Source organism: Trichocoleus sp. FACHB-591, assembly GCF_014695845.1.
Taxonomy (GTDB): Bacteria; Cyanobacteriota; Cyanobacteriia; order FACHB-46; family FACHB-46; genus Trichocoleus.
Map to the genome: position 1 here is coordinate 1 of NZ_JACJPA010000009.1, position 26,005 is coordinate 26,005.

General features: G+C 46.8%; 30 protein-coding genes. 14 read left to right on the forward strand and 16 right to left on the reverse strand.

Annotated elements, in window-relative coordinates; all coding sequences use genetic code 11:
* Together H6F90_RS00210 and H6F90_RS00215 are read right to left on the reverse strand one after the other, a co-directional pair.
* Positions 1–812, reverse strand: an 812-nt coding sequence (locus H6F90_RS00210; RefSeq protein WP_370587906.1) for a DNA/RNA non-specific endonuclease, incomplete at its 3' end; no start/stop codon positions are given.
* Between the two features lie 744 nt (positions 813–1,556).
* Complete coding sequence (locus H6F90_RS00215) at positions 1,557–1,892, reverse strand: FHA domain-containing protein (RefSeq protein WP_190549160.1); 336 nt, start codon at positions 1,890–1,892, stop codon at positions 1,557–1,559.
* 209 nt (positions 1,893–2,101) lie between these two features.
* Here H6F90_RS00215 and H6F90_RS00220 point away from each other — a divergent pair, with 209 nt between their 5' ends.
* A complete protein-coding gene (locus H6F90_RS00220) occupies positions 2,102–2,662 on the forward strand; it encodes a hypothetical protein (RefSeq protein WP_190549162.1) in 561 nt (186 codons plus the stop codon).
* Positions 2,663–2,761: 99 nt separating this feature from the next.
* On the opposite strand, the gene H6F90_RS00225 is transcribed toward H6F90_RS00220, so the two are convergent.
* The 8 genes from H6F90_RS00225 to H6F90_RS31320 all read right to left on the reverse strand — a co-directional run bounded on the left by H6F90_RS00225 (position 2,762) and on the right by H6F90_RS31320 (position 10,637).
* Entirely contained in the window at positions 2,762–3,304 is a 543-nt protein-coding gene (locus H6F90_RS00225; RefSeq protein ID WP_190549164.1) for an FHA domain-containing protein, read from the reverse strand.
* A gap of 163 nt (positions 3,305–3,467) precedes the next feature.
* Complete coding sequence (locus tag H6F90_RS00230; RefSeq protein ID WP_190549166.1) at positions 3,468–3,731, reverse strand: hypothetical protein; 264 nt, start codon at positions 3,729–3,731, stop codon at positions 3,468–3,470.
* Between the two features lie 175 nt (positions 3,732–3,906).
* Entirely contained in the window at positions 3,907–4,818 is a 912-nt protein-coding gene (locus H6F90_RS00235) for a hypothetical protein (RefSeq protein WP_190549168.1), read from the reverse strand.
* Positions 4,808–5,251 carry a hypothetical protein gene (locus H6F90_RS00240; RefSeq protein ID WP_190549170.1) on the reverse strand — a complete coding sequence of 148 codons (444 nt, stop codon included), beginning with the start codon at positions 5,249–5,251 and terminating at the stop codon, positions 4,808–4,810. Before H6F90_RS00240 ends, H6F90_RS00235 begins: the two co-directional genes overlap by 11 nt.
* A complete protein-coding gene (locus tag H6F90_RS00245) occupies positions 5,248–5,409 on the reverse strand; it encodes a hypothetical protein (RefSeq protein WP_190549172.1) in 162 nt (53 codons plus the stop codon). The genes H6F90_RS00240 and H6F90_RS00245 overlap by 4 nt, the downstream gene beginning before the upstream one ends.
* Before the next feature lie 4 nt (positions 5,410–5,413).
* Complete coding sequence (locus H6F90_RS00250) at positions 5,414–8,881, reverse strand: plasmid replication protein, CyRepA1 family (protein ID WP_190549174.1); 3,468 nt, start codon at positions 8,879–8,881, stop codon at positions 5,414–5,416.
* Between the two features lie 664 nt (positions 8,882–9,545).
* Positions 9,546–10,349, reverse strand: coding sequence for a hypothetical protein (locus tag H6F90_RS00255; RefSeq protein ID WP_190549176.1), 804 nt, complete (start codon positions 10,347–10,349; stop codon positions 9,546–9,548).
* A 78-nt stretch (positions 10,350–10,427) separates the two neighbouring features.
* Complete coding sequence (locus tag H6F90_RS31320) at positions 10,428–10,637, reverse strand: CopG family transcriptional regulator (protein WP_199295629.1); 210 nt, start codon at positions 10,635–10,637, stop codon at positions 10,428–10,430.
* A 160-nt stretch (positions 10,638–10,797) separates the two neighbouring features.
* Between H6F90_RS31320 and H6F90_RS00265 the strand changes: the two genes are divergently transcribed.
* The 3 genes from H6F90_RS00265 (at position 10,798) to H6F90_RS00275 (ending at position 11,994) form a co-directional block, all read left to right on the forward strand.
* The gene (locus tag H6F90_RS00265) at positions 10,798–11,181 is read left to right on the forward strand and encodes a hypothetical protein (protein ID WP_190549178.1); all 384 of its coding nucleotides are present in this window, start codon (positions 10,798–10,800) and stop codon (positions 11,179–11,181) included.
* A gap of 125 nt (positions 11,182–11,306) precedes the next feature.
* Positions 11,307–11,483, forward strand: a complete 177-nt coding sequence (locus H6F90_RS00270; protein ID WP_190549180.1) for a hypothetical protein — start codon at positions 11,307–11,309, stop codon at positions 11,481–11,483.
* 130 nt (positions 11,484–11,613) lie between these two features.
* On the forward strand, positions 11,614–11,994 hold the full coding sequence (locus H6F90_RS00275; RefSeq protein ID WP_190549182.1) for a hypothetical protein: 381 nt from the start codon (positions 11,614–11,616) through the stop codon (positions 11,992–11,994).
* Here the strand turns inward: H6F90_RS00275 and H6F90_RS00280 are convergent.
* Together H6F90_RS00280 and H6F90_RS00285 are read right to left on the reverse strand one after the other, a co-directional pair.
* On the reverse strand, positions 11,972–12,127 hold the full coding sequence (locus tag H6F90_RS00280) for a hypothetical protein (protein ID WP_190549184.1): 156 nt from the start codon (positions 12,125–12,127) through the stop codon (positions 11,972–11,974). The genes H6F90_RS00275 and H6F90_RS00280 overlap by 23 nt on opposite strands.
* A 98-nt stretch (positions 12,128–12,225) precedes the next feature.
* The gene (locus H6F90_RS00285; protein WP_190549186.1) at positions 12,226–12,921 is read right to left on the reverse strand and encodes a hypothetical protein; all 696 of its coding nucleotides are present in this window, start codon (positions 12,919–12,921) and stop codon (positions 12,226–12,228) included.
* A 249-nt stretch (positions 12,922–13,170) separates the two neighbouring features.
* Between H6F90_RS00285 and H6F90_RS00290 the strand changes: the two genes are divergently transcribed.
* From H6F90_RS00290 to H6F90_RS30430, 3 genes are all read left to right on the forward strand, one after another.
* A complete protein-coding gene (locus H6F90_RS00290) occupies positions 13,171–13,560 on the forward strand; it encodes a hypothetical protein (RefSeq protein WP_199295630.1) in 390 nt (129 codons plus the stop codon).
* Positions 13,560–13,910 (forward strand): hypothetical protein, encoded by a 351-nt coding sequence (locus H6F90_RS00295; RefSeq protein WP_190549188.1) that lies wholly within the window; start codon positions 13,560–13,562, stop codon positions 13,908–13,910. The genes H6F90_RS00290 and H6F90_RS00295 overlap by 1 nt, the downstream gene beginning before the upstream one ends.
* Before the next feature lie 579 nt (positions 13,911–14,489).
* Entirely contained in the window at positions 14,490–14,867 is a 378-nt protein-coding gene (locus H6F90_RS30430) for a DUF6464 family protein (RefSeq protein ID WP_242024247.1), read from the forward strand.
* On the opposite strand, the gene H6F90_RS00300 is transcribed toward H6F90_RS30430, so the two are convergent.
* Positions 14,851–15,480 (reverse strand): GIY-YIG nuclease family protein, encoded by a 630-nt coding sequence (locus H6F90_RS00300; RefSeq protein WP_190549190.1) that lies wholly within the window; start codon positions 15,478–15,480, stop codon positions 14,851–14,853. The two genes, H6F90_RS30430 and H6F90_RS00300, sit on opposite strands and share 17 nt — an antisense overlap.
* Positions 15,481–15,594: 114 nt before the next feature.
* Complete coding sequence (locus H6F90_RS31005; protein ID WP_255524946.1) at positions 15,595–15,723, reverse strand: hypothetical protein; 129 nt, start codon at positions 15,721–15,723, stop codon at positions 15,595–15,597.
* 419 nt (positions 15,724–16,142) lie between these two features.
* Between H6F90_RS31005 and H6F90_RS00305 the strand changes: the two genes are divergently transcribed.
* From H6F90_RS00305 to H6F90_RS00335, 7 genes are all read left to right on the forward strand, one after another.
* Positions 16,143–16,727, forward strand: coding sequence for a hypothetical protein (locus H6F90_RS00305; RefSeq protein ID WP_190549191.1), 585 nt, complete (start codon positions 16,143–16,145; stop codon positions 16,725–16,727).
* A 15-nt stretch (positions 16,728–16,742) separates the two neighbouring features.
* Positions 16,743–17,504: an SWIM zinc finger family protein gene (locus H6F90_RS00310; RefSeq protein ID WP_190549193.1), complete on the forward strand. Its 762-nt coding sequence runs from the start codon at positions 16,743–16,745 to the stop codon at positions 17,502–17,504.
* 137 nt (positions 17,505–17,641) lie between these two features.
* Positions 17,642–18,082: a hypothetical protein gene (locus tag H6F90_RS00315; RefSeq protein ID WP_190549195.1), complete on the forward strand. Its 441-nt coding sequence runs from the start codon at positions 17,642–17,644 to the stop codon at positions 18,080–18,082.
* Positions 18,083–18,237: 155 nt separating this feature from the next.
* Positions 18,238–20,586 carry a hypothetical protein gene (locus tag H6F90_RS00320; RefSeq protein ID WP_190549197.1) on the forward strand — a complete coding sequence of 783 codons (2,349 nt, stop codon included), beginning with the start codon at positions 18,238–18,240 and terminating at the stop codon, positions 20,584–20,586.
* 184 nt (positions 20,587–20,770) lie between these two features.
* Positions 20,771–21,043, forward strand: a complete 273-nt coding sequence (locus H6F90_RS00325) for a hypothetical protein (protein ID WP_190549199.1) — start codon at positions 20,771–20,773, stop codon at positions 21,041–21,043.
* Positions 21,044–21,147: 104 nt separating this feature from the next.
* A complete protein-coding gene (locus H6F90_RS00330; RefSeq protein WP_190549201.1) occupies positions 21,148–23,373 on the forward strand; it encodes a nuclease-related domain-containing DEAD/DEAH box helicase in 2,226 nt (741 codons plus the stop codon).
* A gap of 50 nt (positions 23,374–23,423) precedes the next feature.
* Positions 23,424–24,383 (forward strand): hypothetical protein, encoded by a 960-nt coding sequence (locus H6F90_RS00335; protein ID WP_190549203.1) that lies wholly within the window; start codon positions 23,424–23,426, stop codon positions 24,381–24,383.
* Between the two features lie 33 nt (positions 24,384–24,416).
* Here H6F90_RS00335 and H6F90_RS00340 read toward each other — a convergent pair whose 3' ends face one another.
* Both H6F90_RS00340 and H6F90_RS30335 read right to left on the reverse strand, forming a co-directional pair.
* Positions 24,417–25,322 (reverse strand): hypothetical protein, encoded by a 906-nt coding sequence (locus H6F90_RS00340; RefSeq protein ID WP_190549205.1) that lies wholly within the window; start codon positions 25,320–25,322, stop codon positions 24,417–24,419.
* Between the two features lie 223 nt (positions 25,323–25,545).
* On the reverse strand, positions 25,546–26,005 hold a 460-nt coding region (locus H6F90_RS30335), incomplete at its 5' end, for a hypothetical protein (protein WP_206756138.1).

Here is a 26,005-nt window from a genome sequence, read left to right on the forward strand (position 1 = left end):
GTCTTCGCTTCAATTTGGTCCACCGAGGTTTTGAAGGACTGCCAGCTATTCCTCTTAATCCCCTGTCGATTTGGCATCTCCACTGCAATGACTCGCGTCTTGCTAGTGATGCCCTTCAGTCCGGCACCTGGCTTGTCGAGCACCACAATTACTTTCCAGGTGCTGGCTGGAACCACAACCTTGCCTACTGCCAGCGTGGTCATTGCACCTTTTCCACCCACACCACCTTGGCCCCTGCCTCCAGCGATGATGTAAAGCTCTTTCCCCTGCCTGACTAAATCTCGGCAGTATTCCTCCAACGCCACCCATGGCCCCTGATTATTGTCTGGAGCTTGAGGAATGATGTTGGTCATCAGGAAGGTGGCAGAGTTTGCCTCAACTGTCCCGCCTCGATCCTCCGATGAAGTGAGATGGCCGCGGTCGAAACCACTGTTTGTATAGTCTCTAGGAGTCACCCGATACCAACCCGTTGGAAGCTGGGGGTCTGGGCGGAAATCATTCTGTCGCTCCGCCTCTCCCAACCATTTGGAATTCAGTTGCCAACTCACCCAGTTCGGAGTACCTTTGCTGCGATTGTAGGACAAGGCGTACTGCGGCTTCACCATCAAGTAGTTATCTGGCTTAGCTACATCAGCCACAGCATTACTAGGATTGCCCAGTCGTAAGTGAACACTTCTAGAAGTCGGTGGCGAGGGTGAAGGGATCGGAGCTGGCGCTGGAACTGAAGGTGGACTTTCAATCGGAGGAGCGATCGCGCATCCTGATAGGGCCAACAACAGCCCAATTAAGCACACAAAGATATTGACGCGCACGTCTCGCCTCCCAAAAGCTGCACCTCTTCAATATCTTATGGGGCTTTCTGGGTACTTCAGGAAAGATGGTAAAACCTTTAACGCTTTGTTTTATGTCCCAGTGCAAGCTTGAGTATTGGAGATTTGCTAGCTTGGTGCTACTTCACAGAGAGTTGCAATGGCGAAGCTATCGAATCAAAACTTGCGTGGTTTCATTTCTCTGCGACTACTTATTGCTTGTGCAGTCGCTGTTCCTCTTTGCCTCATTGCTTATATCGAGCTCCTTGTATTCGCTGTTCCACCTCTATTGAATTCGGGTAGTGCGATCCCGACTTATGCTGGGTTTTACATTCAATACTTAGGTCGTGTCGGCAAAGTTTCCAATCTCCGTTGTTTCACCAATGGGTTAAGCGGAGACGGCTATGGGTACTACTGCCGTTTTAAGATGAACTCATCAAATATTAGGCAGTTCGCTAGGAACCTGCGCTTAGAGTCTGGCAAACTAGTTGCAGACTATGAGTGCGATCCATCGTTAATAGATATAGATTCGCCCCCAAATATAGACTCGTATCCCGAGAGGAGTTGGTGGAAGCCGTCAAAACTTGAGATTGGAGGACAAGTCCAGTGCTACGCAAAACAATTTCCAACACTGGACGTGATTGAAGTAGTGTATTCTCCAGTAAGCCAAATCGCTTACATCAGGCATTCTGATTATTAAGCGTTCCAGTTTTGCAAACACTGGAAAAAGAAAAGTACACCTCTCAATCAATTTATCGCTCTTACAGCGTAACCAGCCTGAACTCCTGGCCCAAATATAATTACATCTTCATTTTGTAGGTCATGAGCTTGCAGCTTATGACCATTAATTAAGAAGCCATTCGCACTAGGTTTGCCCTTGAGGTTGCCATCAACAATCCGATAGTAATAGCTGTCGTATTTGTGAGGGAGTCGCACTAAAGTAGCATGACGGCGAGAAACAAGCTGGGAGATTAGGCAAATATCGCATTTAGGATCGCTCCCAATTGAGTAAATAGGATTACTAAGAACGAATTCTCGGCGGTTTTTCTCGTATTCAACAACCAGGTAATGGATCTGCTGCATTGATGTTGCTTACAGAAGGATTAAATTTTCGACGGCCAATTTCCTAGCTTACTGACTTAGCATGAGAATTCTCAAATAGCTTAATTTGTCACAGTCTTGGGAAAGATATTAGAGCTTTAAGGTATTAGATTGCCAGCCTCACAGATTGGTAGGTGCGTTACTTAGTGCCTAGTTGCAATGCCACACCGTTCCTTCATGGAGACTCAGTTATGCGACCCTTAAAGACGATTGTCCTCGGCGTGGCGACCAGCTTCCTGGTGGTCATGGGCAGCACAGGGATGGCGCGGGAATGTGCCGAGAGCTACAATCGCATCCCGATGTATGCGTACCAGAACTTCCCGGTTAACTGGGACGAACAGGCCGAGCCGCGATTCTACGCGCTGATCCGGACGCCCCAGGAGTACGACCAGGTGTTCCATCCCGCACCGATCGCTGGTGACCCCCGCCCGTTCCATCCGGAGGCGAGTCTGTACGAGAAGAGTCAAATCCTCATGGTGGCACACGTGTTCGCTGCATCTCCCGATCCGTCGAAGGCGGACCGACTCTTCGAAGTCGAGCGGGTGACGACCAAAGCTGGGGAGTTGACGCTGCGTTATCGACTGAAGCGCCCAAAGTCCGACGTTGACGCTGCGCAGTTCAAGTTCTTCCTGGCCATCCAAGTGCCGAGAGCGAATTATCGGAAAGTGACGATCTTCGAGGATGGGAAGCTCGTTGGACAGCTCAAGCCGTCCGAGGGGCTATGGACCGTCCCGAAGCCAGCGCCGGAGTGACGTGGGGCGTGGGCGAAAATATAGAAAATCACCTTGACGAAATTAAGCCAAGGCGAAAATAGAGACGATCGCAGAATGCCGCCCTTCCCACTTCTAAGGCTATGATTGCTCTTCTTCAGGTAGTAGATGCTTTACAAAAAAGCATTTATAGCTGTCTGGTGCATACAGCAAATGCCAAAGTTCTTCAGCGTGAAACACCTCTTGCTGGCATTGCAAGCAGTACCGTACAAGCGTCCAGCTAGTTTCTTCTAGGTCATCCCAGGTCTGGGAGCACTTAAGGAGGAAATTGCATTTATCAGTGGCCCCATTTTCTATTTTTCTTACAAAATACCGAAATCGCATTCTCGCCCCAAGGACAACCACATCTCCATCTTCTAAATCGTGGCTTTGGAGCTTATACCCGTTGATCATCGATCCATTCATACTCGGCCTATTCTTGCTGCTACCATCCACAATGTGGTAGTAATTACTTCCATCCTCACGGAAGCGCTGTACCAAGGTGGCATGGCGACGAGAGACATAGGGTGAAGAGAAGCGGATGCCACACTTGGGACTTCTACCAATCAAATAAGTGGGAGCATCAAGCACGTATTCACGTACCACCTCATCATCCCAAGCAATCAGGCGGTGAATCTGCAGCATTAATGTTTCTCAGAGCAAGGCTAAATTCTTCCCGCTATTGATCCAGTCTGACATTTTCTTCAATCTCTCTCAGTTATCAAATGTTCGCTGCACCGAGATTTCAGCATCAGAGTTGCGAGAATTTGAATAGTTCGTTTCGGTTTTCTCTCATTCTCTCAAATTCTTACTTATTAAATGATGCAATCACTGCATCCCACGCTTCATCAATCCGCTGCCTGTGCTGAATCCTAGCGATCGCGCCCAGTTCGTGTCGAATCTTTCGGAGTCCGCCTATCAGCTCTGTATCCGATATGCTAACCCGACGCGCATTCTGACTGGAGATTTCCTTACCCTGCTCAGTCCTGGGGCCAGTACTACTCTCCCAAGGCTGCCATTCCTTGATTAGTCGCCGCTGTCTTTCTCTTGCCTCTGCTGTCCATCTGGGCATATCTATCAAACCTTTCAAGCTTTTAGATGAAAATCGGGGAATATATCACTGCGCCGACCTTGATACCACCGCTTCTAAACTTTGCCAAACAAAATAAAAAGGTCTGTCTGCTGCCTTTAAATGTCGATTAGAACGTCAAATTTCGCCTCTCTTCACTGAGGCGATCGCCCCTAACCTACCGGAACCACTGCTTGCCACCAACTGCTTGGAGCAAGAAGTTCCGCCCACTATCGCCACGTTGCAATCTAGCCTGGAGTAGTTCACTGGCCTCTTGTCGCTTGTACTCCTGACCTTGAGCTTGTCGACTAGCCAATAAGTTCTGAGTCTGTCGTCTCTCGTCAGATGCTAATCCTTCACGCTGGCCTTGGAGCTGACGACCGCTGGTTAAGTCTGTTGTGCGGTAGTTCCAATTACCAGAGATGTTAGCCACATCCCGGCTGGCATTGGCACCAATCTGAGCGGTTTGAACTTGCGCTCTTGCCCCAACCTTGGTTCCCTCCAAGTTGTAGCGGCCCATGACCTCTTGCCCTTGGAGAGCGTAGCGTCCCGCAACTTCCTGGCCTTGGACATTGTACCGACCACCAATCTCAGCCTGTCGAACTGCTGCATCTGCACCAATTTGAGCCTGCCTGGTTGATGCTCCAGTCTGTGCTTCAATGCCACGCAAGCCAATGTCAGCCCCGTACTTCTGCCCCTCTAGCTGCTTGTCCATGATGGTGCGTTGACTGGCTAGGTTCCGAGCCTGCTGTCGAGTTTCGTAGGCTTCCTGGTCTTGGAATTCTCTAGTGCGATCGCCAAGTGCTTCCTTCTTTGCCCTAGTTCGAGTTCCTTCAGCCGCAGCTTGACGACCAGCGAAGTCTTCGGCAATCTCATCCCAGTCATTCGGCGCAGAGTTTGATAGCTTACTGCTTAAGCTTCCATCGCTGTCAAACTGGGCAAGCTCGTTCTTCGTGACGAAATCTCTAACGTTGGATTCCTTGTTGCCTAGTGGATTGACGAATCTGCGCCCGAAAACCTCAAAGCCAATGCTAGGATCTTCAACCTTCCGCTGAACCCGCTTTAATTCGTCTTGAAAATTAGTGCTCATTGTTGTTGCTCCTTGTACGTTTTAACAAATGCTTTTTGTGCCGACGCTTGATGCTCAATTGCTGTCGTTTGCGATTGCGTAGTAGGGCACGGAGGAATGCTAGCCCTGCTGCATTGACTGAGCCAGGAAGACTAGGAAGCTCATTTCCATCAACCTGTTCGTTGATGTTTAATACCTGTCCCTCTAGACCAATCAGAACCTCCTTCTGAGTAGACCAAGTGCCAGTACTTAAATCCACACGCTCTAAGCTCTGACTACCCGCCACTGCACCCCATCGAGTCCGATCAGGCTGAGCAAATATCACTGAGCGCCGAACCTCAACTACGCTCCCTTTCACAGATACTATTTGAGGATCTATGAAGTGCTCATCTCCTGCCTCTGACTGGCAAAGCTCTATCCATTCATAGGCATCACAATCCACTTTTGTAGTCATCTCCTTGGCCTATCCTGCTCATTTCTCACCAGACGTTTACTTCCTTCTTTCAGCCCCTCCCGTTCTTCCCGCAACTCTCGCTTTAGATCGCGGATGATTGCCGTGTGCCGATTGCGATCGCCTTCAAGGAGTCGTAACTCAAACTCAAAATCATTCATCCTACTACCTCGCCCCTTGCTCAACTGGAGTTAAATCAGCTAAATCAACCCTCCAATCTAAATCCTCACCCACTCGTCGAACTCCCGCTATGGCAGTACCAGCCCAGACAACTTCCCATTCCCCTGATAGTGCCTTCCAAATTACGAGATCGCCAGGTTTTAGACTAATTTGTTGAGTGGTTAATGTTGGTGAGGGACCAAGGGGGATAGGTGATTCAAATTTAGACACACCCCCTGAAGATGGAGTGTATATATAAGGGGGGGTGTGTCTGGGTTCGCTGAGCTGTTGTGGAGGGGGTGTGCTCAAGGGGTGTGCCTCAGTTAGACTCCCCTCGGAACTGAGGGAGTTTAAGGTGAGGGTATGCTCTTGCCGCCTTTTCTGCCTGTGCTCGATTACTCGTTTGCACAATTCCATGCGTTCTGGATTGACCCAATACAGTCGCTCTCGATCCTTGCCTGCTCCAACTTGCCTGGAGAGAGTGGCAAGCCCTAGTCGCCGCAAGAACTCACCTAGAATTTGCACATCGCTCAGCTTCCTTGAATCTTGAGGAATGTTGAAGCCCCAGATAGTCTTGATGTCATGTGCTCGAAGTCGGCAGCGATCGGCAAATTGAACGAGCAGTTGGTCACTTTTTCGCCACTCCAGACCAGGCTCAAGAAATCCCTTAATGCCCAAGTCAGCTAGCAAGTTTCTTTTGAGCGTGTAATGTGAGCGATCGCTTGCAATGGGATTACTCTTTTGATCTAAGACATCATCCAACATTGCTAAAGCTGGATCTGAAAGCAAGTACTCAAGATGCTTTACGCCCTTACGCCATCTACCCTCATCGTCAATCTTCACTAACTCAGGCGTAACTTCTAAGCCAGTATCGCGATGTAGTAATGCCTTGCAAACCGCTTGCTGATCGGCCAATGTAAGGGTGAATGAATTAGCCTTCTCACTCAATTCCTCATCACTTAGAACACGAGCATTGGCGATCGCCTCACAATCTTCCTTATCAAGCTTTCTCTTGATCTCCCGGTGCGTGGTTTTAATATCCTGGTAGCTGACTGGCTCGTTGAACTTCAGGCTATAACCACTGGCTTCAAGTACCTCATAGATTGATTCGCGGAGGTTGGAAAGACTAGCATTCTTCCGAGCCGTAAGCTTTGCGTAGAGATCTAGGAAAGGCCGATCATCTAGGTTGATTTCACCAGTTGCACTCGCCTGAATGCCAGCAATTCTTGAGCATCTTAGAGTATCGAATGTAGTGGATTCCCTGTACTGCAATGCTTTCAGAATTTCCTCAGCATCACATTCCTTATTTTGAGTCATCGGAGTAACCCAGATGAGTGTGGGCACATCAGGTCGATAGCGAAACATTGCTTGACAACATTCAGTTGCACTTAGTGCTCCACCACGAACGAGGGCAAAACGATGGGTGAAGTGTTCTTTATTGAGATCCACTCCAGTTCCCAAAGAACTTGAATGGATTAGCCAGTCTAGTTTGATGTACTCCTTATCAATCGACTCAATGAAACGGGCAACTTCCGGCTCACTTGTTACATCACCGTAAACTGCTTGCCCCTTAAGTTCTTGAAGTTCAGGGTCGGCTTTGATTTGCTCCACAATTGAGCGGATTTCTTGAGGGCAACTGACAAAGAATATTGCTTTACCACCAGCACGCAAGCAGTCCAAGAAACTCTTGATTAGTTCGCTTGGGTCCTTCCCCGTGCTGATTTCAATGGGCAGTCTCCCTTCCCCTACTTTGAAGGTGGATTGAATGATACGAACTCTATCCTCACCTCTAAGATGGCGAACGTAATCTACAAGGACATCTGAGGCATCAGCGTCAGACAACAGAACGTATTTAGCTTCACGAATTAGATGCTCAAGCTTTAGTCTCGCAGCCTGCCTCAACTCTCCTTTGAGCGTAGTATTCTGCCGATCTGACAGACTTTGGAAGACTTGCTCATGCTCATCAATGAGGAGTAGCAATGGTTTGGTTCTTTTAGATACATCTACCATCGCGCCGAGTGAGTGCAAGGTAATTGCGAGGTTGGGATGGGTACTCAGGTTTACTAAATTGCGGCCAACCGATCCAATATCCTTTACAGTTCGGTGAGTATCCAGCTTCATTTTGGGAGCGGTATTTTCCAGCAAGCTATTTAAATGCCCAACCTGCATTACATCGTATCCCGCACTTCGGGCATCTCTAGCAATGGGAGACAGGATGTTAGAGGACTTGCCGCTTCCCCAAGGTGCTTTAACTACAGTGACTCCAGGCTTTAAGTCGGATAGATGGAACTTAGGTAAGAAGCGATCGCTCACCAAAGCATCAGGCTTGTAAGTGAAGGAGTGCTGAGCAATCTTTCTACGCTGTTCTCTGTAGAAGCCACACCAATACTCCCGCTTTCCATCTTTCAGGAATTTCTGAGGGCTAATGAACTCGATAAGGTTTAAATCTTGCAGTTCATCAATATCTGGATCTGCTTTTGATACCTGCCCCCACCAACCAACCTGAACTGTGTAGCCCCAATCTAGTAGAAGTTCCCAGGTGTTCTCGTATTGCCTTAGTACATTTCGGTTTACGATCGCTCCACTGTCTGGGTAGAAGGTGATCGTATTAGTACCCAACTCAGCAGCAAGCTTCTCTAAACTTGCTTTGAGTGTTTGAGGGCTGCCAGAGAACTGCCCACCCGCTGCCCCAACAGTGATCGCTTCCAACCTTTGAGCTGTGATAAAAGGCTTGGGGCCAGTTCCTTCAACTAGGGCAATCTCCTGCCGAGTTAGTTTAGCGGGTCGGTAAACTGCCAACGGTAGCTCACCATTAGGCAAATGTGGTTGAGGGCCATCTTGACGCTTCTTGGTAGCACTAGTTAGCCAGCGATAGCGTCCATCCTGTGATTGCCGCAATCGGACTTGGCAACCAACAACTAGCCCGTCAACATTCCGAATTGGGCAAAGGTAGCCAGCTTGAGTATTGAGGGTTAGTCCGTCAAGATTAACTCCTGGCAGTAGGTTGGAGACTGGAGATTTTAGTTCATGCCACTGCTCAACAGATTTGAATCCAGCGGCTTCAATCTCTTCATCTGCTAGTCCACGACGATGTAAGTCTTCCAGGTCAGCAGGATTTAAGATGAGTTGATTTAGAAGCTTGCGGTAGTAGCGGTCGCGTTCCTTAGCTGACAGTGAGCGAGTGTGCTTCTCCCTCTCTTTAGTGACTCGTAGCTGCCGTTGCGCTGTCTGGGTGCGCTTCCACTCTTCACGTTGCTGCTCACTCCAGCTCTGACTATCATCTACAATCCACTTGCCCCAGAGGTCATTTCTGCTTCGTCCGATGAACTTGAAACCTGGGACGTTGGGTGCTCCGATCGCCTCACTGAATGTCATGCATAGCGCGACGGTTCCTTCAGTTTCTCGACATTTTGATTTGGTATCTCCACAAATCTGGCAAGGATTACCTTTGCGGGTAGGGGTGTACTGGCTCATTGGATCAGAGCCTCCCGCTTCAGATCAATCCACACGGGAGCGGATTGTCCGTCTTTGTCTACAAATACCGCTGCAATGCGATCACGAGTTTTCGTATTCAGTAAGTGTGGATGCTCAAGAGCCTCTTCGGAGTGTGGGTATCTAAGCTGGGGGTACCCGTTGCCCTCGAAGACTTGCATGAATCCTTCGGGAGAATCCCCCCCGTCAGTTCGCGCCCACCAGCATATTGAGGCGACAACCGACTTGGTTAGGCGAACTGGCCCTAGGTATTGCGGTTTGCTTCTTTTTGCAGGAATCTTCTGCTCCTGATGCTTTTCAGTAGCGTTTTTGGTCTTATCTTGAAACTTGCGAGTCTTACCCTTAGAATAAGAACGGGGAAGAAAATGCTTGAAAGTTTTTGAATCTGCGGTGATCATAGTAAGTAATGGGCACCACTATGCCCAGATAAGACTAGCCCTTTAGCCTCTTCGGTGTGGTGGTACACACTGCTTTGGCTTTTAAGGGATGGATTAGTTAAGTTCCTTGCCTGGTAGTTTTGGAGTTTCAGCCCACCTGACCAGTGGCAAGATTTTATAATGACCCTCGCAGCGATGCGGGGGTTATTGTTTTAGCTTAAGTTTTAATTTGCCTGACCTCCTTGTCTTGTTACAGATGTAAAGATTTATTAAGAATAGGCTCCTCCCCTAGCTGTCCCAGATTTAATAACTCCGCTTCCGGGACTATATGAATAAGACGGCCAGTTCCTACAGGCTTTAGCTAATATTTCAGCCCAATTTGATAAGGCGTGACAGCAATGATTGAGCTTACTCTTGATGTCCTGGTTTGATCTTGCTTTTATTTCGCAAACGTCAAAGACAAAGTTCAGCCAGAAGTTTTGATTTCTCCAGCCAGGTAGAGACTGTGTAGAGAGCTGTCCAGGAGTTTTTCCTTTGAGTCTTTTTTTGTAAACTTTCAATCTACTCTCGTCCTCACCTGCAATACGTGTGGCAAAGATACGCAGAGCTGCTTCTGTTTTGGGTGCAGAGGCTTCAAGGTAGTTTAGGCACTCTAGAAATGCACTATCCGTATCTACCTGCACAATCTCTTTGAATAAGGCTGCTGCTCTGGATTCTGCATTTTCAAATGGATAGGCTATGCCTTGCTGACATGCTTCTTTTCGTACGAAAGGCTCAGATGCCTGTATAAGAAACCATAAATTTTGGAATACACTTGTCAGCCCTTCGTAATAATCAAACTCCCACTGACTTATCAAACCTCCATCTAGCCAGGAATGTAGAGGATTATCTTTAAATGAAGCTTTTGTCCACCAACTAACACCAACAGCGTAAAGTGTGCTTCGAATCTGATCCCATTTATCCTGCTGAAAACTATTTTTAATCTTGGACTTTAAGGATTCACTAGGTAGATCCCGTGCGACATAAAGGGTAATTGCCCAAAGTTCGCGATCAACGATTGCACTTTTTGCCACCCTCAGCACCTCTCAGCGGATGTGTTGTTTGGTAATCTAGCCGTTCGATTCGTTCTGCATTCATGCTGGCCTCAATTACTATGCTGGGGTGTTTTCGTTACTTTGTTTTTCTTTAGCCTCTACAGCTTCTGTAATTAGGCGTGCCACAAGGTAGCTTACACTCCGATCCTCAGAGTGCGCCCACGCTTCTAGTTTCTGCTTAATCTCAGTCGGCAAGTAGGCCGTTACTGCATCAAGTTGCCTTCTGCCCATCAAGTTACTGGATTGATTCGATACTGCCAGCATCATACCTCCTTTATTGTTTACTGTTGTATTGCCCTTTAAGATACTGTAGCATACAGTTAGCTACAGCTTGATACTGTAGCTGGCAAAAAATAGAACCGACCCCAACTTTCCACGGCAAGGGTCGGCTCAGTCCGAATATGCAATTCATCGGAGTAATCTCATCATGCCAGAAGTCTTTCTAGTTCAGCCCTCTAGGGCCAAAATCTCCAACAGAACTATCTGCGCCACCATTCCAAAGAAAGTGCCTTTACCTGCCTTTAGTCTCTTTGAAGAGGTGCCAATTGCCCCCGATGTTGTGGCGATCGTAGTTGGGTTGGAGTATTGTTCTGCCCAGCGTTCTGAAACCATTTACGAGCATCCTGATAACCAGGGCTGGTGGTGCCACATTTTCTGGAAATTTGAGGTGGACAACAAACGGAACAGGCAACGGGCTGACTACATGGGGCATATTCACACCGAAGGCTACTTGCGTCGCCTAGCAAGGGAATATCAGCAATCGCAGCAGGCCCAAGCAGCAGAACCTGAACTACTACCGATCGCAAGTTAGGGTAGGAGACTCACATGCAGTTTGAAATCAAATCAAAACCTAATACCGTCTCCATTATCCTGCCTGAATCAATTCCGATCCCTCAGTTCCCACTGTTTGGGAAGCTTGAGATCGATGGAACAACGATGCAAATTATCGGACTCAATCACTACTGCAAGGAAACAGCGGAACAGCTTGAGCTTCAACCTGGTTGGTGCTACCAGGTGAGCAATGGTGGCCCTTTTGTCTCAGTGCTATCTGAGCAAGAACTGCTTGACTGCTCACCCATCAATCAGGTCGAGGTCGTTGCGATCGCAGCTTGATTCTCACAATAAGACTCACTATCCCCCGGCGAAAGTCGGGGATTTTTATGACAGAACCATTTCCGAACCACTTCTCAAAAAACCAAAACCCCATTTTGTTCAGTGGTTGTAAAGCGTTTAGGAGCAGAAGGTGATTGATATGGCCAGACCAAGGCTTGCAGACAAGCGAAAAGACTTGCCGCCAAATCGAAGGCTTTATACCAGAACGGAAATTGCTAAGCAGCTTGGCGTTAGTAGAACCACATTACTTGCCTATGAGAAAGTTGCAATTTTTCACGTTAGTGACTATCGGGACATCATCTGGGAGTTTCCAAGACTAAAGCGCCGACAGCCCTTGACTCACTATCAGACCTGGGTTTTAGGAAAGATCTATATGATGTATTCTGCCTTTCCAAACGGGACTGAAGCTTATTCCCAGGTGAGCCGATTCCTCAAGGAAAACTCACTGATAGCAAGCTTTGAGAGCTACTGCGAAGAGCTGTCCAAGGCTACCCTTCAGTCATCAGCTTGAGGGGGAAGCGGGAGGGAAGTACTTCTACTACCACTTCTGGAAGTACTTCCAATTCACTACTTCCAGTCACTTCCAATTCACTTCCTGCTTCCACTTCTAGAAGTACTTCTAACCACTTCCAGAAGCACTTCAACAACCGAGGAAGTGGGGTTTCAGCCTTTAGAAGAGGTTTAGAATCACGCTTCCTGGCAATTCAGGTAAGTACGAAAACCTTTGGGATCTGCTTAGCTTCTATGCCGATTTCTGAGCGGCTAGTTTTTTACCAGAAGCAATCATTCCCAGTCCAAGCAGAGAAAGGCTTCCGATCATCCCTGGCTCGGGAACGCTCTCGCTTTGCTGTGGCTTAGAAGTTGTGAATTCTGTGACAAGACCGTAATTCGAATTAGTAGATCCTTCGTTCGACTGCTCAAATGAGAATACTCTACTAAATTTATCGAAATCGGACCGATAGTCAAACCAAGCGGAGAAGTTATTATTGCTCCCAGCCTTAGCAACATCTAGCAACAAATTACCCTTGGAAGGATCATAAAAGAAGCTACCTCCACTAATCGTAAGCTTCTCAATTCCAATAGGCCCACCTAAAGCTCCAGAAAAGAAAGTCTTGCTGTCGGCCCCTGTATTCTCAGCGAAGATACTAGAAAGCTCGTTCACCAGCTTATTTGTTGTCGAAAAGCTGAAGGTGTAATTTGCTGGATCAACTGCTTGCGAGTACGAACTGAAGAACGATATCGCATCAATGTTCGCAGGGCCAGAAAAAAGACTTGCATCATAAACCTGCTGGTATCGAGCTACACATCCGAAAGGAGCGCAATCGCCATAGTAGCCAGGCCCACCTACAAGAAGGCTCTCCGCCTGAGCAACTCCAGTCACTCCCAAAACGATGGAAGTTACCCCAGCAAACATTGAAAATTTCTTAGATAAAAGCATGAGCTACTCCTTGGTAATACTTATAGAGTTTGTGCTTATGCTTTCTCTAAAGTCCTCCGTAGTTCCTGTGCTTTTACTGAAAGAACATAATGGAGTCAGAATGTCTCATCAAAAAAATAAATTAGCTTTCCTGTAAAAATTGCTACATAGATGTATTGCTTTTGCTTAAGCGATCGCTCACTAAAATACCCAGTGTTCTCGAATTACAGTGATTGGGCATCTTGAGTCCAGCCCTCACAATTTCTGATCATGAGCCGACTCCTGACCCTCGCTCGTTCCCTCCTAGCACCCTTGCTGCCCCAATCAAACAGCAATCCTCCTACCCCTACCATCGAAAGCTATGGGCAAGGTGAGTCTGGCATCCCAATAGAAGAGATGCAGCTCATCATGGAGTGGCTATTCGCAAGTCTTCTAAATGCTGGGTATTTCGGCACCGCTCACATTGTTTGGTACAACGATGCGGCACCCGATCCCCAACTAGAAAAAGCAGTCAAGGATGGGATTAGGCGGGACGAGCCAACCTTGCTTTACCGTTGTGGCTCCCAGGTACAGCCACCACCCAACGGCTACTACTGGCGCTTAATGGCAGAACACCCCTCCAACCGGATCTATCAGTTAGAAGTGAAGGATGAGGATTGATGAGCCGTAAAGTTCCAGAGTGCGATCGCTGTATCCTCTATGCTCACAATCCCCATCTGGTCTGTACTGTGCATCCAGAGGGTACGAGTAGTGATACTTGCTTGGATTTCCAGCACGATCCTACAGCCGATCCAGAGGAGCTTTGGGAGCCTGAAGGAGCCAGCTACTATAACGGTGAGCTGATCGTGACTCCAGAGCAGCGGTGGTCACGCTTGGAAAAGTTGGCACTCCTCGACTCACACCCAATGTTTACAGGTCGATGCCCTCAGTGTGAGACTGGCATTGCTTCGGAAATTCCAAGAGTGCACTGGGATTGTAGGCACTGTGGCTGGGCAGATGATTCGGTGTGACAGTTCCTGCTGCAATCACTGATTGTGATTCAGGCGTTGCCTCTCTTTTCTAGTGGGTTCTGCAAACGTTGACGCGACAGCTAGCAGAATAGGAGCCGAAGATTCGCGCCTCGTGGGCTGTATGAACTACAGCCAAAACTGAATACTGACTGTACTTTCCTTGAGCATCGAGAATTTCAATATAATGATTTAGCTGCGGAGGGACATGTAAATAAACAGTCTTGAAGCATACTCCATCCTGCATTACTAGATGACAACGATAAGCTGCTGAGCTAGTCTCTCCCTTAAGCCTTTTGTATATTCCTTGCATCATTTGCATTATATTAAGCACCCCTTATTTAGCGATTAGTCCTTCCAATTTGCTTGCTATTGGTCTTATATGCTCACTCAGTACCCGAAATAGTTACTTGGGCTAGGAGAGGAGCGGGAGAGACGAGGGCGATCGATTCATACTTTCACCAAGAGGGGCAGGCTTAGAGTTCCCGATTGAGGTGGGGGAGGAAACGCGATCGCCTTAGTGTGCAGTCGGCCTACCGGGGAAGAAGGTTGTAGCTTAGTGGAAGAAGTGGGCTTTTAATCATGCGAATTCAACAAGCCATTCGATCCTTTGTGCGGCACTATCGCCTTACCTTTGATGGTTACCTTCTCCTCGTCATTTTAATTTTCTACCTCTGCGTTCGTTTCAACATTGGGCCGCGTTCAATCACAGTTCCGATTGCCCTTGGTGCTGCTGCAATCTGCTTCCCCCTAGGCGTATTTAGAACGTGGGAACGATGGCAGAATCACAAAGCATGGATAGCTGCAAGGGAGGCTCGATTGAGAGCTGATGTGGAAGCCTTGCAAAAGTCCTTAGGTGATCCCAACTGTTCCCATTCAGCGCGATCGCCTCATGTACGATGCGCTGTAAATCCAGAGGGGCCGTGTGAAGGATGCCCAGATTTTAAGCCTCGTCAATAGCTCCTTCTGTTTCTAATTCCCATACATCCCTTGTGATAGAGAACGGCTCCAAAGGACTCTTGAAATCGCCAGGGAATAGAGGTGGAAGGATTTTGCATAGAGTATCGTGCAACTGCACTGTGATGAGCCTGGAATTAACACTCTCTTCAATCCATCGCTCAGCAGATAGGGATGTGTACTCTAGCTCAATATGCTCTTTGGCAGCTTCTAAAGCTTCTCTGTGAGTTGAAAAAGAGCAAGAGTTTGAGGTTTTAGAACCTGGATCGTATGGAGCAAAAAATCTATATGCAAACTTGGTTTCATTCTTAAAGACTTCGATTGGATAGCCGAACCATTCCCACTTGGATAGCTTACCCCAACGTGATTCTTCGACTCTCCTCCACACTCTGCCGTCCCAAGGGGGATTGAAGTGTTTGTTTAAGGTTGCCTCCATCCGGTTTCTTTCATCAGGGTCTTCAACCACTAGGTAACGGATGAAAGCTTCCTGATATAACGCCTTTATTTCTGCAAGCCGTTCATGACTTTTCCAACGACTTCGTAGGTTTTTTGCCTGTCCAACATAGGCAATGCCGAAGTTAACCTCAACAAAGTAAATGCCTCCCTTAAGTGGCAACTCTCCTCGATCTTCCCAGCTAAGCCCTGCGAAATTCTCGGCTGTGAAGCGATCGATGCTTAGCTCTACATAGGCTTTGGTAGGTTCGCAGTTGCACCCATTAAACTTCATTGATTAGTCCTTGTCGCTATCAGGCTGCTTCTGTTTTTCCCTCTCAGCGGCCTCGGCTATCACATGCCGCAACCAGTCACTTCGGTTAGGTAGCGATCGCACAAACTCATCAAGTTCTTTTGGCAGGTACACGCTGATTGGTCTTGGAGCCAATGAGCCTGGTTTTGGTTTGAATCTAGTCTCAAAGTCGCGTCTCGCTTTTTTCTTCGCCACTATCACCCCTAGGTACACACCACTCAATGAAGCCCGTCATATATAGCGGTTTCATTGTGCCAGCTTTTTATGAAGATTTGTTGGTTTTGGGCAAAATGACCTTTACCCCGTCATATATAATGGCATAAACTAAATTGAAGCAAGTGAACCTTGATAACTAAATAGGTTCTGGTATCCCAGTTCAGTATCGAGGTAGTGCCTTCGCTGCGCTTCGGCTGAATGGGAAATTGTAGTTTTGGAGAATTAGTGAGTCAGTAATCAGGCTGACAGGTTGGTTCAAGCCCAGCCCTCGCTATCCGCCGCACCTCGACACATACAGCGGCATTAAGGAGATTCAAATGAACGTACTATCTGTTGAAAAAGTTGCATTTCAAATTGCAGATTCCGCATTAATCGTCGGCGCATTCTTCGGTCAAGTTGCAGTTCGCCACAGTGAGAAGCTGACCGCTATCCTTCAAGACCAAGCCCACCAAGACATGCAACTCACTCGCGATCGCTTGATGTTCGATAGCTATGCTCTACTACACGAGCCTGAAGTGCTGGCTGAAGACTTCCGCAACATTGCCTACGATGCACTGGCCTATGTGTTTCAAGCATTGATGCTCTTGCCTGACTTCTACTACTTCATGGTGGAAGTCTTTGATCACGAGATTCCTTTTTACCTCGAAGCTGAACTCAAGCCGATGAATGTGGTTCGGCCTCAATTCCTGCTCACAACCCCCGCGATCGCTGGCCTTCTTCCCCCTGCATCTGAGCGAGAAGGTCTACGGGATTTTTCGTCCACCCCAAAAACCACTGAGATTCAAGCAGTTGAGCTACCTGCCGATTGGAACCTAGACAAGCGTGGTCGGAAGTTATCCGGTGCAGCTCTCCAGGCTCGGATGAAAAAGTACAACGTATCCTCAGCCGCAGCATCCAGGTAGTAGCAGCTACGCAGCTTGAAGAATTTTGCGAATAAAAAGGGCGATCGCCAGCTACAGATCGCCCATACAACACACAAACACACCACCATGCTATCCAATATCTTCATCTCTAATGCCGCTGCTCGCCGAATCCTTAAATGCGACATTGTTGAGCAAGTCCGAGTTATGAAAAACGGTGCAGTTCAGGTTACATACCGTCGCACTGCCCAAGGCTCTCGTTGCTCCACATTTCTCAGCCGCAAAGCCTTTGAGCAGGACTTCATAGAGTTCCGAAAGGCTGGAGCCAAGAGCATCGCCAACATCACGCCTTGGATTGGCTCAGATACTCACTTCTCTGTTCGCAGCGCATCTATGCCTGATGCCCCACCATATACCGTTGTAGTCGAGGGCGATCGCCATACCTGCACCTGTCCTGACCACCAGAAACAGCGTGATGCTGGACGTGAGAATCCTTGCTGCAAACATGGATTTGCGGTTGCCACCTATCTCTCTTCTTCCCTTAGTGCAAGAGCTGGACTGCGCCAAGTAGCCAAGCCTCAGCCTGTTAAGCGGGTTCTCTACTACAGAAGCGGCCCAGTGATTCACACCTTCACTAAGGTTGGCAACGAGGAGCCAAAGCCTTACAAAACAATTCGCGCAGATGAATTGGAGTGGATGCTTGAAGCCGCTCAATCAAAGGGTTGGAGGGTGATTGATGCAACTCCTGTAATCAATGCTCCATCACCTCGTCAGCCTTACAGCTTTGTTCAAACGAGTCGTGGCCCAGTTCACGTTTAAGTTTCCCATCCCTTGTCTGGTAGGTCGGTTAGACCAGGCTCAGAGCGCATCTCGAATCGTCACTAAACCTGTCTAAGGGAGAGTAGCCCGTCAAGACCTAGCTCTCCCTAATCCCCTTATCACAGAGGACCGTCACAATGTTAAACCCTTGCACCACAGAAACCGAATCTACCCTGATTTTCTTTATCGAAGCTTCCCCCCGTATTGCTGCCTGCATTATTGATAACCCCAAGCACATCGACTCAAACGACTTGTACATTGGCTTCAAGCGCAAGACTGAAGCTCAGGCATTTTGCAGAATAGCTATCGAACATAGATATGGCATTACCCCTACCGTTTACAAGGCTGAGTACCTTAAGGGCGGAGGCATTCGCTGGGAAGTTCGGGTCTTCAGAGTTTGTCGATCGCTGATGAATGAACTTGCAAAGCGAGATATGCAAGACTTCGCTGCCGAGAAATCAATGAGCCGATTCCTTAACGAGTGTGTTGCTAAAGGCTCACTCTCTGCATCTGAACGCACAAACCTCCTCAATTCAATGCGTTCTAAGGGTTCATTGTTTAAGCCAGTAATTCGATAGAGACTTACCTTTTTCAACCTTCATTAAAACCCCTAGTTCGCTACAAAAACTAGGGGTTTTTTGTTGAGTAATTTCATCGTTTCGAAGTTACCCAAAACTCGTACTTTTCAGCTTTACATAAGGCACGATACCTCTATATTCAAGTCATCAATTTTATGTTCACCGAAAATCTCTCTCTTCTCCCCAGTTCTCAAACTCAGCAATCAATTCGAGAGTTTCAAGTTCGTCGCCCTCAATCAATGCGAGACAAGCTGGCTCAATACCCTGGAGCCTACAACGACCCAGCTTTGGGGCGCAATCGGCTAGGCTCAATGAGGGTATTGCGAGAGCTTAAAACTCTAGATGCTCCCTCATTTCCAGAGTTAGTCGAGGGCCGACTTGATTTATCTCCAGGCTACGTTAAGCAAGTAGTCGGCTACTCAATGTTACCCGACACTACTGCATCGAACAAGAAGCTAGATGCCACTCAATATAGGCAATGGCTGACCGATCCAAATTTCGATCCATCCAAGCGAAGAATGACTGAGTTAGCTCTAGCTTCTGCCGAAAGACAAATTGATAATTTGGTAGCTGGAAATGCTGCAAAAATGTTGAATCGACAGCGGTACGCAGGATTTCAAGATCCTGACGGATTGAGAGCGAGTCAAGCATTTTCTGAGCAATACATTGGTGCCGATCCTAATCCCCGGAATTTATCAATTGGAACTGCTGCTGCATATCAGGAATTAGCTGAAACAAATCAGGCACTAGCTAATCTCGAAAATCGATTCGGTGAGGGAGTAGATAGACACTACCTCAGCCGAATTGACCGGGACAAAATGGCTGGACATCTAGGGCTGACTCAGATGCAAATGCTAGACCTCGATCCAAGTCAGGCCCGATCGCTAGGACTGCGAGAAAAGCCATACAGAGATTTGGTACGTGATGATTTCGAGAGTGGCTTCAGACCCTCAATGCCGCACTACAGTCACGGTTCAGACTACAAGCATTCGTATGGGCTGGATGACTTGATGGATGGTGTCTACGCCTCACAGAGATACAGTCCCGGTATTAAGGATATCCACGATGGCGATCGCTACTTGGATGAGCGCAAGTTTACCGCTGCTGGCAAGCCGCTCCATTACGCAGCTTCCGGTGAACAAACGCTGGGACAACTGAGCCGACAAGCTGAAGCAGATTTTGGGAGACGGTTGACTGACACCTCTTCTCGGCTGGAGATTGGTAATAGAGATATGCCAGTTTCCGATCAAATGGTCATCAACGATCGCAACCGACAAGAGTTGGTTGGTGAGTTCGAGGGCAGTAGAAGACTTACTCCAAGAGCGTCGGAATACTTGGAACCGGAATTACCCTTCTCCAAACTTGGGGCCAACACCTACAACTACGCTCCAATCAAGGCTGATTCAAGTGGTAATCACTATCGAGCACTCAGCAAAACTCAATACCAAAATCCATTAGCTGAAGTTGAGTCGGCGCTGAAGTATCAAGTCTTGCCACTGGCAGGGACAACCACTACACCTTACGCGGCAAGAGCTAAGAACGACTTTATCCCTGACATAGGAGGGGCAACCCTCCCAAGTCGAGGAACGTATGGAGGTGGCATTGAGGCAGCAATAATGTCAGCCCCTCGAAGCATCCTCGCCCAACCTCTGCCAATGCATCCTTCTCGCGCAGAGCAGATCGCCTCAGCTAATAATCAAATCTCCATGGTATCGGGCATTCCTCGCCGCAATGTTGAGACTATACGGCTTGGCCCAACAGACTTAAGTTTTGATGCATCACGCAGCTATCATCAGGATGCCCAGGCTGGACAATCATTAACTAGAGAAGCCTTTGCACGTCAATTTCCCGATGCAATCGTTCAAGCTCGTGCAACTGGTTTACCTGTTACCCAAGTTCTCGATCGCAACTATGATGCTGCCCTGAAAGCTGGCATTGCTGCAACAACCGATGCTACAGCCAGCCCCTTCAACCTGACCAGTCCCACAGAACGCCAAGCTTTGTACCGTGAAAGTAATGCCCTTGATTCTCTGGTTGCTGCCCATCAGATCAAAGATGACGTGCGATCGCAGGTTAGACCTAGGGATTATGGCTTAGTCCCTATTGATGCACCAGCCAATCCCAATGCAACGCTTCGAGCAATTGCGGGGCGTGCCCAAGGACAAAACCTAAATGCTCAACAGCTAGAAATGGGCCGTACTTTTACCCCTACTGCTGAGTTACAAACTGACCCACGAGTTCAAGCACTGCGAGAGAAAGCGATCGCTACGCAACAAGAGATTGATGCAGGACAGGAACTCATGGCAATTCGTCAGCAACGACAAGCCGAGAGATTGGCTCCAGCCAAAGTTGCAGCATCACCCTTTGCTCAGCGTCAACAGATGGTGGTGAACGATGCAAGGATGGATTCTGCGATCGCAAACTTGCAAGCTCGGACTAATCCCAAGAGCAAGCTGGGTGAGGTGCTGAGCCGAGTTGTGGGCGCAGGCATGATGATTCGGTGATCTGCTAGCATGGCTTTAAGATGCGGTGAGACGAAAGTCCATGTCGGCATAATTACCCCCCTTGATCTGGCTGGCTTGCTAGATTGAGGGGACTAAATTTTTCAAAGCTAAACTTAGTTGAATTATGCCTAATAGTTTGGTACAAGTGAACTAGTATTGAGTTGTTGAGTACAATCAACTGTCCATGAGTACCCAGCTAGAGTTCAGCGTTGAAAGTATTGATGGCTCTCGCCTTGGCAAACTGAGTGTTCCAACGCAGAAGGTTGCTGACTGGATTAACTTCCTGGTGTCACCCAAGCAAGGAGCACAGATTGTTTCGGCTCGACAGGATGAGGACTACTTAACGCTGTACTTCCAGGGTGACGAGGGTTTGTACGCTTACCTGGATGGTCGCTTCAATTGTCGCATTGGGTTCATTCACCCTGAAAACATCTTTATAGGACAAGGCTTGAAGTGACCGGACAGTAAGGCTTAATGACAAAACATCACAGTTTGCTAACTTAGTTTCAGTTGCAGCTATCACTGAATAGAAGTAGTGATGCAACGGACCAGGTAGGGGTGATGCCTGCTAACGCAAACGAGCCGATTCGTAGATTTATTGAAACAGAGCCTCTTGGTCTTGGTGGTGAAGCCGGAGAGCAGAAGATCTGGGAAGCGGTTCGTAAAGCTTTCAGTGCTAGGGAATGCATTGGATTTTGGCGCTATCCAATCTTCTCAGGTCAGTCTTGCTATGAGGCTGACATTCTCATAGTGGATCGAGAGCTTGGTCTTGTAATAATCGAAGTCAAATCGATTCGTCTCAATGATATTGACTCTATTCAAGGTCACCGTTGGCAAATGAAGCCAGGTTTTTACAGGGACTACATTTCCCCTTTTGAACAAGCCAAGCTTCAGATGAGCAAGTTGATGGGCTATTGTGGTCGCTACCCACAACTGAGCGAACAAATCGCTCAGCGGATGATCGTCGCTCTTCCTCTTATTACAAAAGAGGAGTGGGAAAATAGTGACTTCTCCAGACAACCCAACAGTCCACCTGTTATCACTGGCAATCAACTTCAAGGGCTCACTATAATCAGCCGCATTGAGAACAGAGCAATCAAATGGGGAGCCAAGTCAAAGCTTGGTGATGAGCAGTGGGAGCTTTTGTTGAAAGTCATTGGAGGGCCAGTAGTACCACCTCCACCTCCTCAAACGCCTTCAGAGCCATCGATACCAGAAACTAAAGCTCAAATTGTAGACAGGCCAACACGCCGCTCAGTAATTGAGCAGGCTCAACAGATTGTAGGTCAGGCAGACATAGACCAGTTTCATATTGGGATGGAGATTCCGCCAGGACCGCAACGGATTCGTGGCATTGCTGGTTCCGGCAAGACTGCACTGCTATGTCAGAAAGCAGCCCACATGCATTTGAAGCATCCTGACTGGGACATTGCTCTGGTGTTCTTTACGCGATCGCTCTACACCCCCATTACTGAACTGGTAGATAAATGGCTGCGTCACTTCAGCGATGACAAGGTCAAGTACAGCCTGAAAGTCCAGCAGAAACTACGAATCTTACATGCTTGGGGTGCCAACGACCAGCCAGGGTTGTACGGCAAAGTCTGCCAAGCTCACAATGTAGAACGTCTGACTCCGGCGGACACCAGATATCAACAGCCTAATGAGGCTCTTGCAGAAGCCTGTAGATTGCTCCTTCAATCGACAAGCATTCAACCTATGTTTGATGCCATCTTGATCGACGAGGGGCAAGACTTGGTAGTTGAGAATGAGCTGAAGTTTGAAGACAAGCAGCCTTTCTATTGGATGGCTCATCAAGCACTACGTCCTGCCAGTCCTGAGCAGCCGCATATACGACGATTACTCTGGGCCTATGACGAAGCTCAAAGTTTAGACTCACAGAAAATCCCTTCCGCTCCTGAGTTATTTGGTTCTGACCCAACCTTCAAACGCTTAGTAACCGGATTTTACGAGGGAGGGATCAAGAAAAGCGAGATCATGCACCGTTGCTATCGTACTCCTGGCCCTATCCTTGTTGCTGCTCATGCCATTGGCATGGGACTGCTACGCACAGAAGGTATGCTCTCAGGTATTACTGATCGAGAGGATTGGAAAGTAGTAGGGTACGAGGTTGAGGGTAGTTTTATATCAGGTCGTCAAATCACACTGCACAGACCTCCAAGGAATTCCCCAAATCCTATCCCACAACTTTGGGATGAGCTTACCTTAAATTTCAAAACCTACAACAATCGGAGTGAAGAACTAGCAGCACTTGCAACCAGTATTAAGCAAAACCTAAAGCATGACCAACTCAAGCCGAACCGAGAGATTCTGGTTATTGTTTTGGGCAATCGTTGGGAGTCGCAGATGTTGGAGGATCGAGTAGCTGAATACCTGAAGGAGCAGGGAATTGATATCTACATCCCTAGCGCTAAAAGTCTTAATACCCTCAATCCTCAATGGCCTGATAAGAAGCCCAATCAGTTCTGGCATGAGGGTGGGGTAACAATTTCTCGTATTCATAGAGCCAAAGGTAATGAGGCTGAAATGGTTTACGTTGTTGGGTTTGATAACCTTGCTAAGGATGAAAGCAACATCAACCTACGAAACCAAGCGTTTGTTGCTTTGACTAGGGCAAAGGCATGGGTAAACTTAAGTGGAATTGGTGAATATCCTATGTTCGATGAGATGCGAAGAGTAATTGAGAGTAGCGATACCTTCACCTTCACTTTCCAGCGTCCACCAAAGCGATCGATTGAAGAGATTGATGTAGAGGAGGAGGAAGAGTAAAAGTATTCACGATTGATTCGATTCCCTAGAGTAAATCAGTAAGATAGACCATGTCGCTTTTAATTAATGCTATTGAATCAATACAGGTAGGTGTTGAAGACTACTTAACGAATGAGAAAAAAAGATATTTGTCTGCTGTTAGAAATATTTGTGCTGGGATATTATTGCTTTACAAAGAAAAGCTATATCGTTTATCACCTCCACATGACAAAGAAGTCTTGATTAAGAAAGATATAAAACCCAGTTATGACACTGAGGGTAATGTAGTTTTTGTAGGCAAAGGCAAAAAAACTGTAGATGTCCAAGAAATTAAAGAGCGCTTTAGTAATTTAGGGATAAAGATTGATTCTAAAAATTTTGATGACTTAAATCAACTTCGTAATGATATAGAACACTATTATACAGACAAATCTGCTGATGCTGTTCGTGAAATTATTGCGAAATCTTTTATTCTAATCCGAGACTTTATTTACGAGCATCTAGATGAACAACCTCATCAACTTCTTGGTGAAGAATGCTGGAAATCTTTATTGAAAACAGCAGAGGTTTATGCAGTAGAAGAAGAAGCTTGCAGGAAGTCATTAGAACAAATTGATTGGAAGTCTCAAACGCTTAGAAATGCTTACGACAAAATTAGATGTCCAGCTTGTCATTCGAGTTTAATAAAGACTGATGATGAAGGTGAGTGTAGTGCTTCAACTTTCTTAGCTTGTAGTTCTTGTGGAGAAGAATTTGATTTTAGAGATGTAGTAGAGCAGTGCTTATTTGATAGTTTAGCTGGACAAATTTATACAGCCATGAAGGATGGAGGTGAAGCACCACTAAGTAGATGCCCAGCCTGTGATCATGACACCTACATGCTTGACGAGGGTCATTGTGCAATATGTGAATTTGAGTTGGAATACCTTGATTGCAACATGTGTGGTACAAATCTATCCCTTGATGAGCAATGTTTTAATGGGCTTTGTAGTTATTGCCAGCATAAATGGGAGCAAATGATGGATGAATGAAATTAACTGAGTACTGCTCTAAAATTTTATTGCTTAATCGACAGAGGGGTTACATAAATTATTGACAGCAGTTCTTGCATCTTTTCTGAGAGTTGCAAAGGAAGGACTTGGCACTACTCCTAGCTGAAGATAAAACTTTTGAACAAAATTGAAGCTAGAATTAGATGCCCATTGAGCGCAGCCATACCCTAAACATCTATCAGGAAAATAAGCATTTCCTCCTTCAAATAAAGGATTTTGCTCAAACTTATTCGCCGACTCTAAAGCAGCAAAATTCAATCCATTAATTTTTTCTGTTACCGGAATAGACGGAATATTTGATTGAGAGACAATTTTTTGGGGTTTATAATGCATTAATGTATTACGCATAGAAACTAAATACTTAATGTCTTGGTAAGGTGAGGCAGCAGGATCTAAAACTTGTTTTTTTGATATGCTCAAAGCAATTTGAAATTTTTCTAATGTACGAATACTATCGATTAGATTATAGGAAGTTGCTGTTTTTGCATTTACATTTTGAACATCAACTTTCCATAAATTTGCTAGTAGCAGCTTAATATCAGGATTTAGTTGAGCCGCATGGTATCCGTTAGGCAGCTCTACTACTTCTGCAAATAGCTCGTTGATTGTTGCTTCAAGAAAAGCAACAGAAGAAAAGATAGCCGATGTTACACAAGCTCTATGCTGCCGATGATATTTATCAAAAATCAAGCTTCTATCTTTTTCATCTCTATTAAGACGCTCATTCTGATAGAGCTTTTCGATTTTATTACTAAGCTCGGTAAAGTAGAAAGCTGCGTAAATATGATCAAGAGAATAAGGGGTCCACTGACTTGACGCTACACCAAAGCTAAAGCCAATACCACAGGTAATATTATCAGCCTCTGTTACTTCTACCTTGTTACTGATACCAGTTGACAAATTATCCTCGGTATTCATAGGAATAACTGTTGAGCTACAAAGTCAATGAGTACATCCTTACAGTATAAGGAGCTAAGAATGTATCAGAAGTGAACAGAATCCAGACTTTAATTAGTTGAGTTGCACTGAGGTTGTGGCAATTCCTCACCTAACTCCGTAAGTTCATCACGCCTTATCATGCCCTTTCACGCCTTTGCACCATCAGGTATCCTCTAGGTTTTATCTAGCTAAATACCTAAGGCTATCTAGGGATAACAGGCTCAATGTATCGACTGTTCGCTCTAACAAAACATTGGACTGCACCTTGAGAAGATTTGGCAACCTTAAACCACGGCAAGCCTCGACTATCTAATTTAGTAGGGTTATTATGCTGATCTCTCCCTTCACCTGTTTGCACATTGAAAGGAGATCTAAATGCCAAAGTCTTAACAACACGAAACTGTGTTCCAGCATCACTCCGGCAGTTTAGACCACTAGAGGTTATGACGCGCCACTCACTGATAACATATTCTCGCTCAGATGGGTAATGTGGGAGTTTTCCCTGAAAGTAATCACCACTTTGATTCTGTGCATAAGCACTAGCTGGAGATAGAATAACTTGCCCTAAGACTAGAAAAAAAAGTAGAAGATACAATCTAAATGTTTGTGCATTCACTTTCATGTTGTCTCCAAAGTATTTACAAGTAACTTTCTGGAACCTA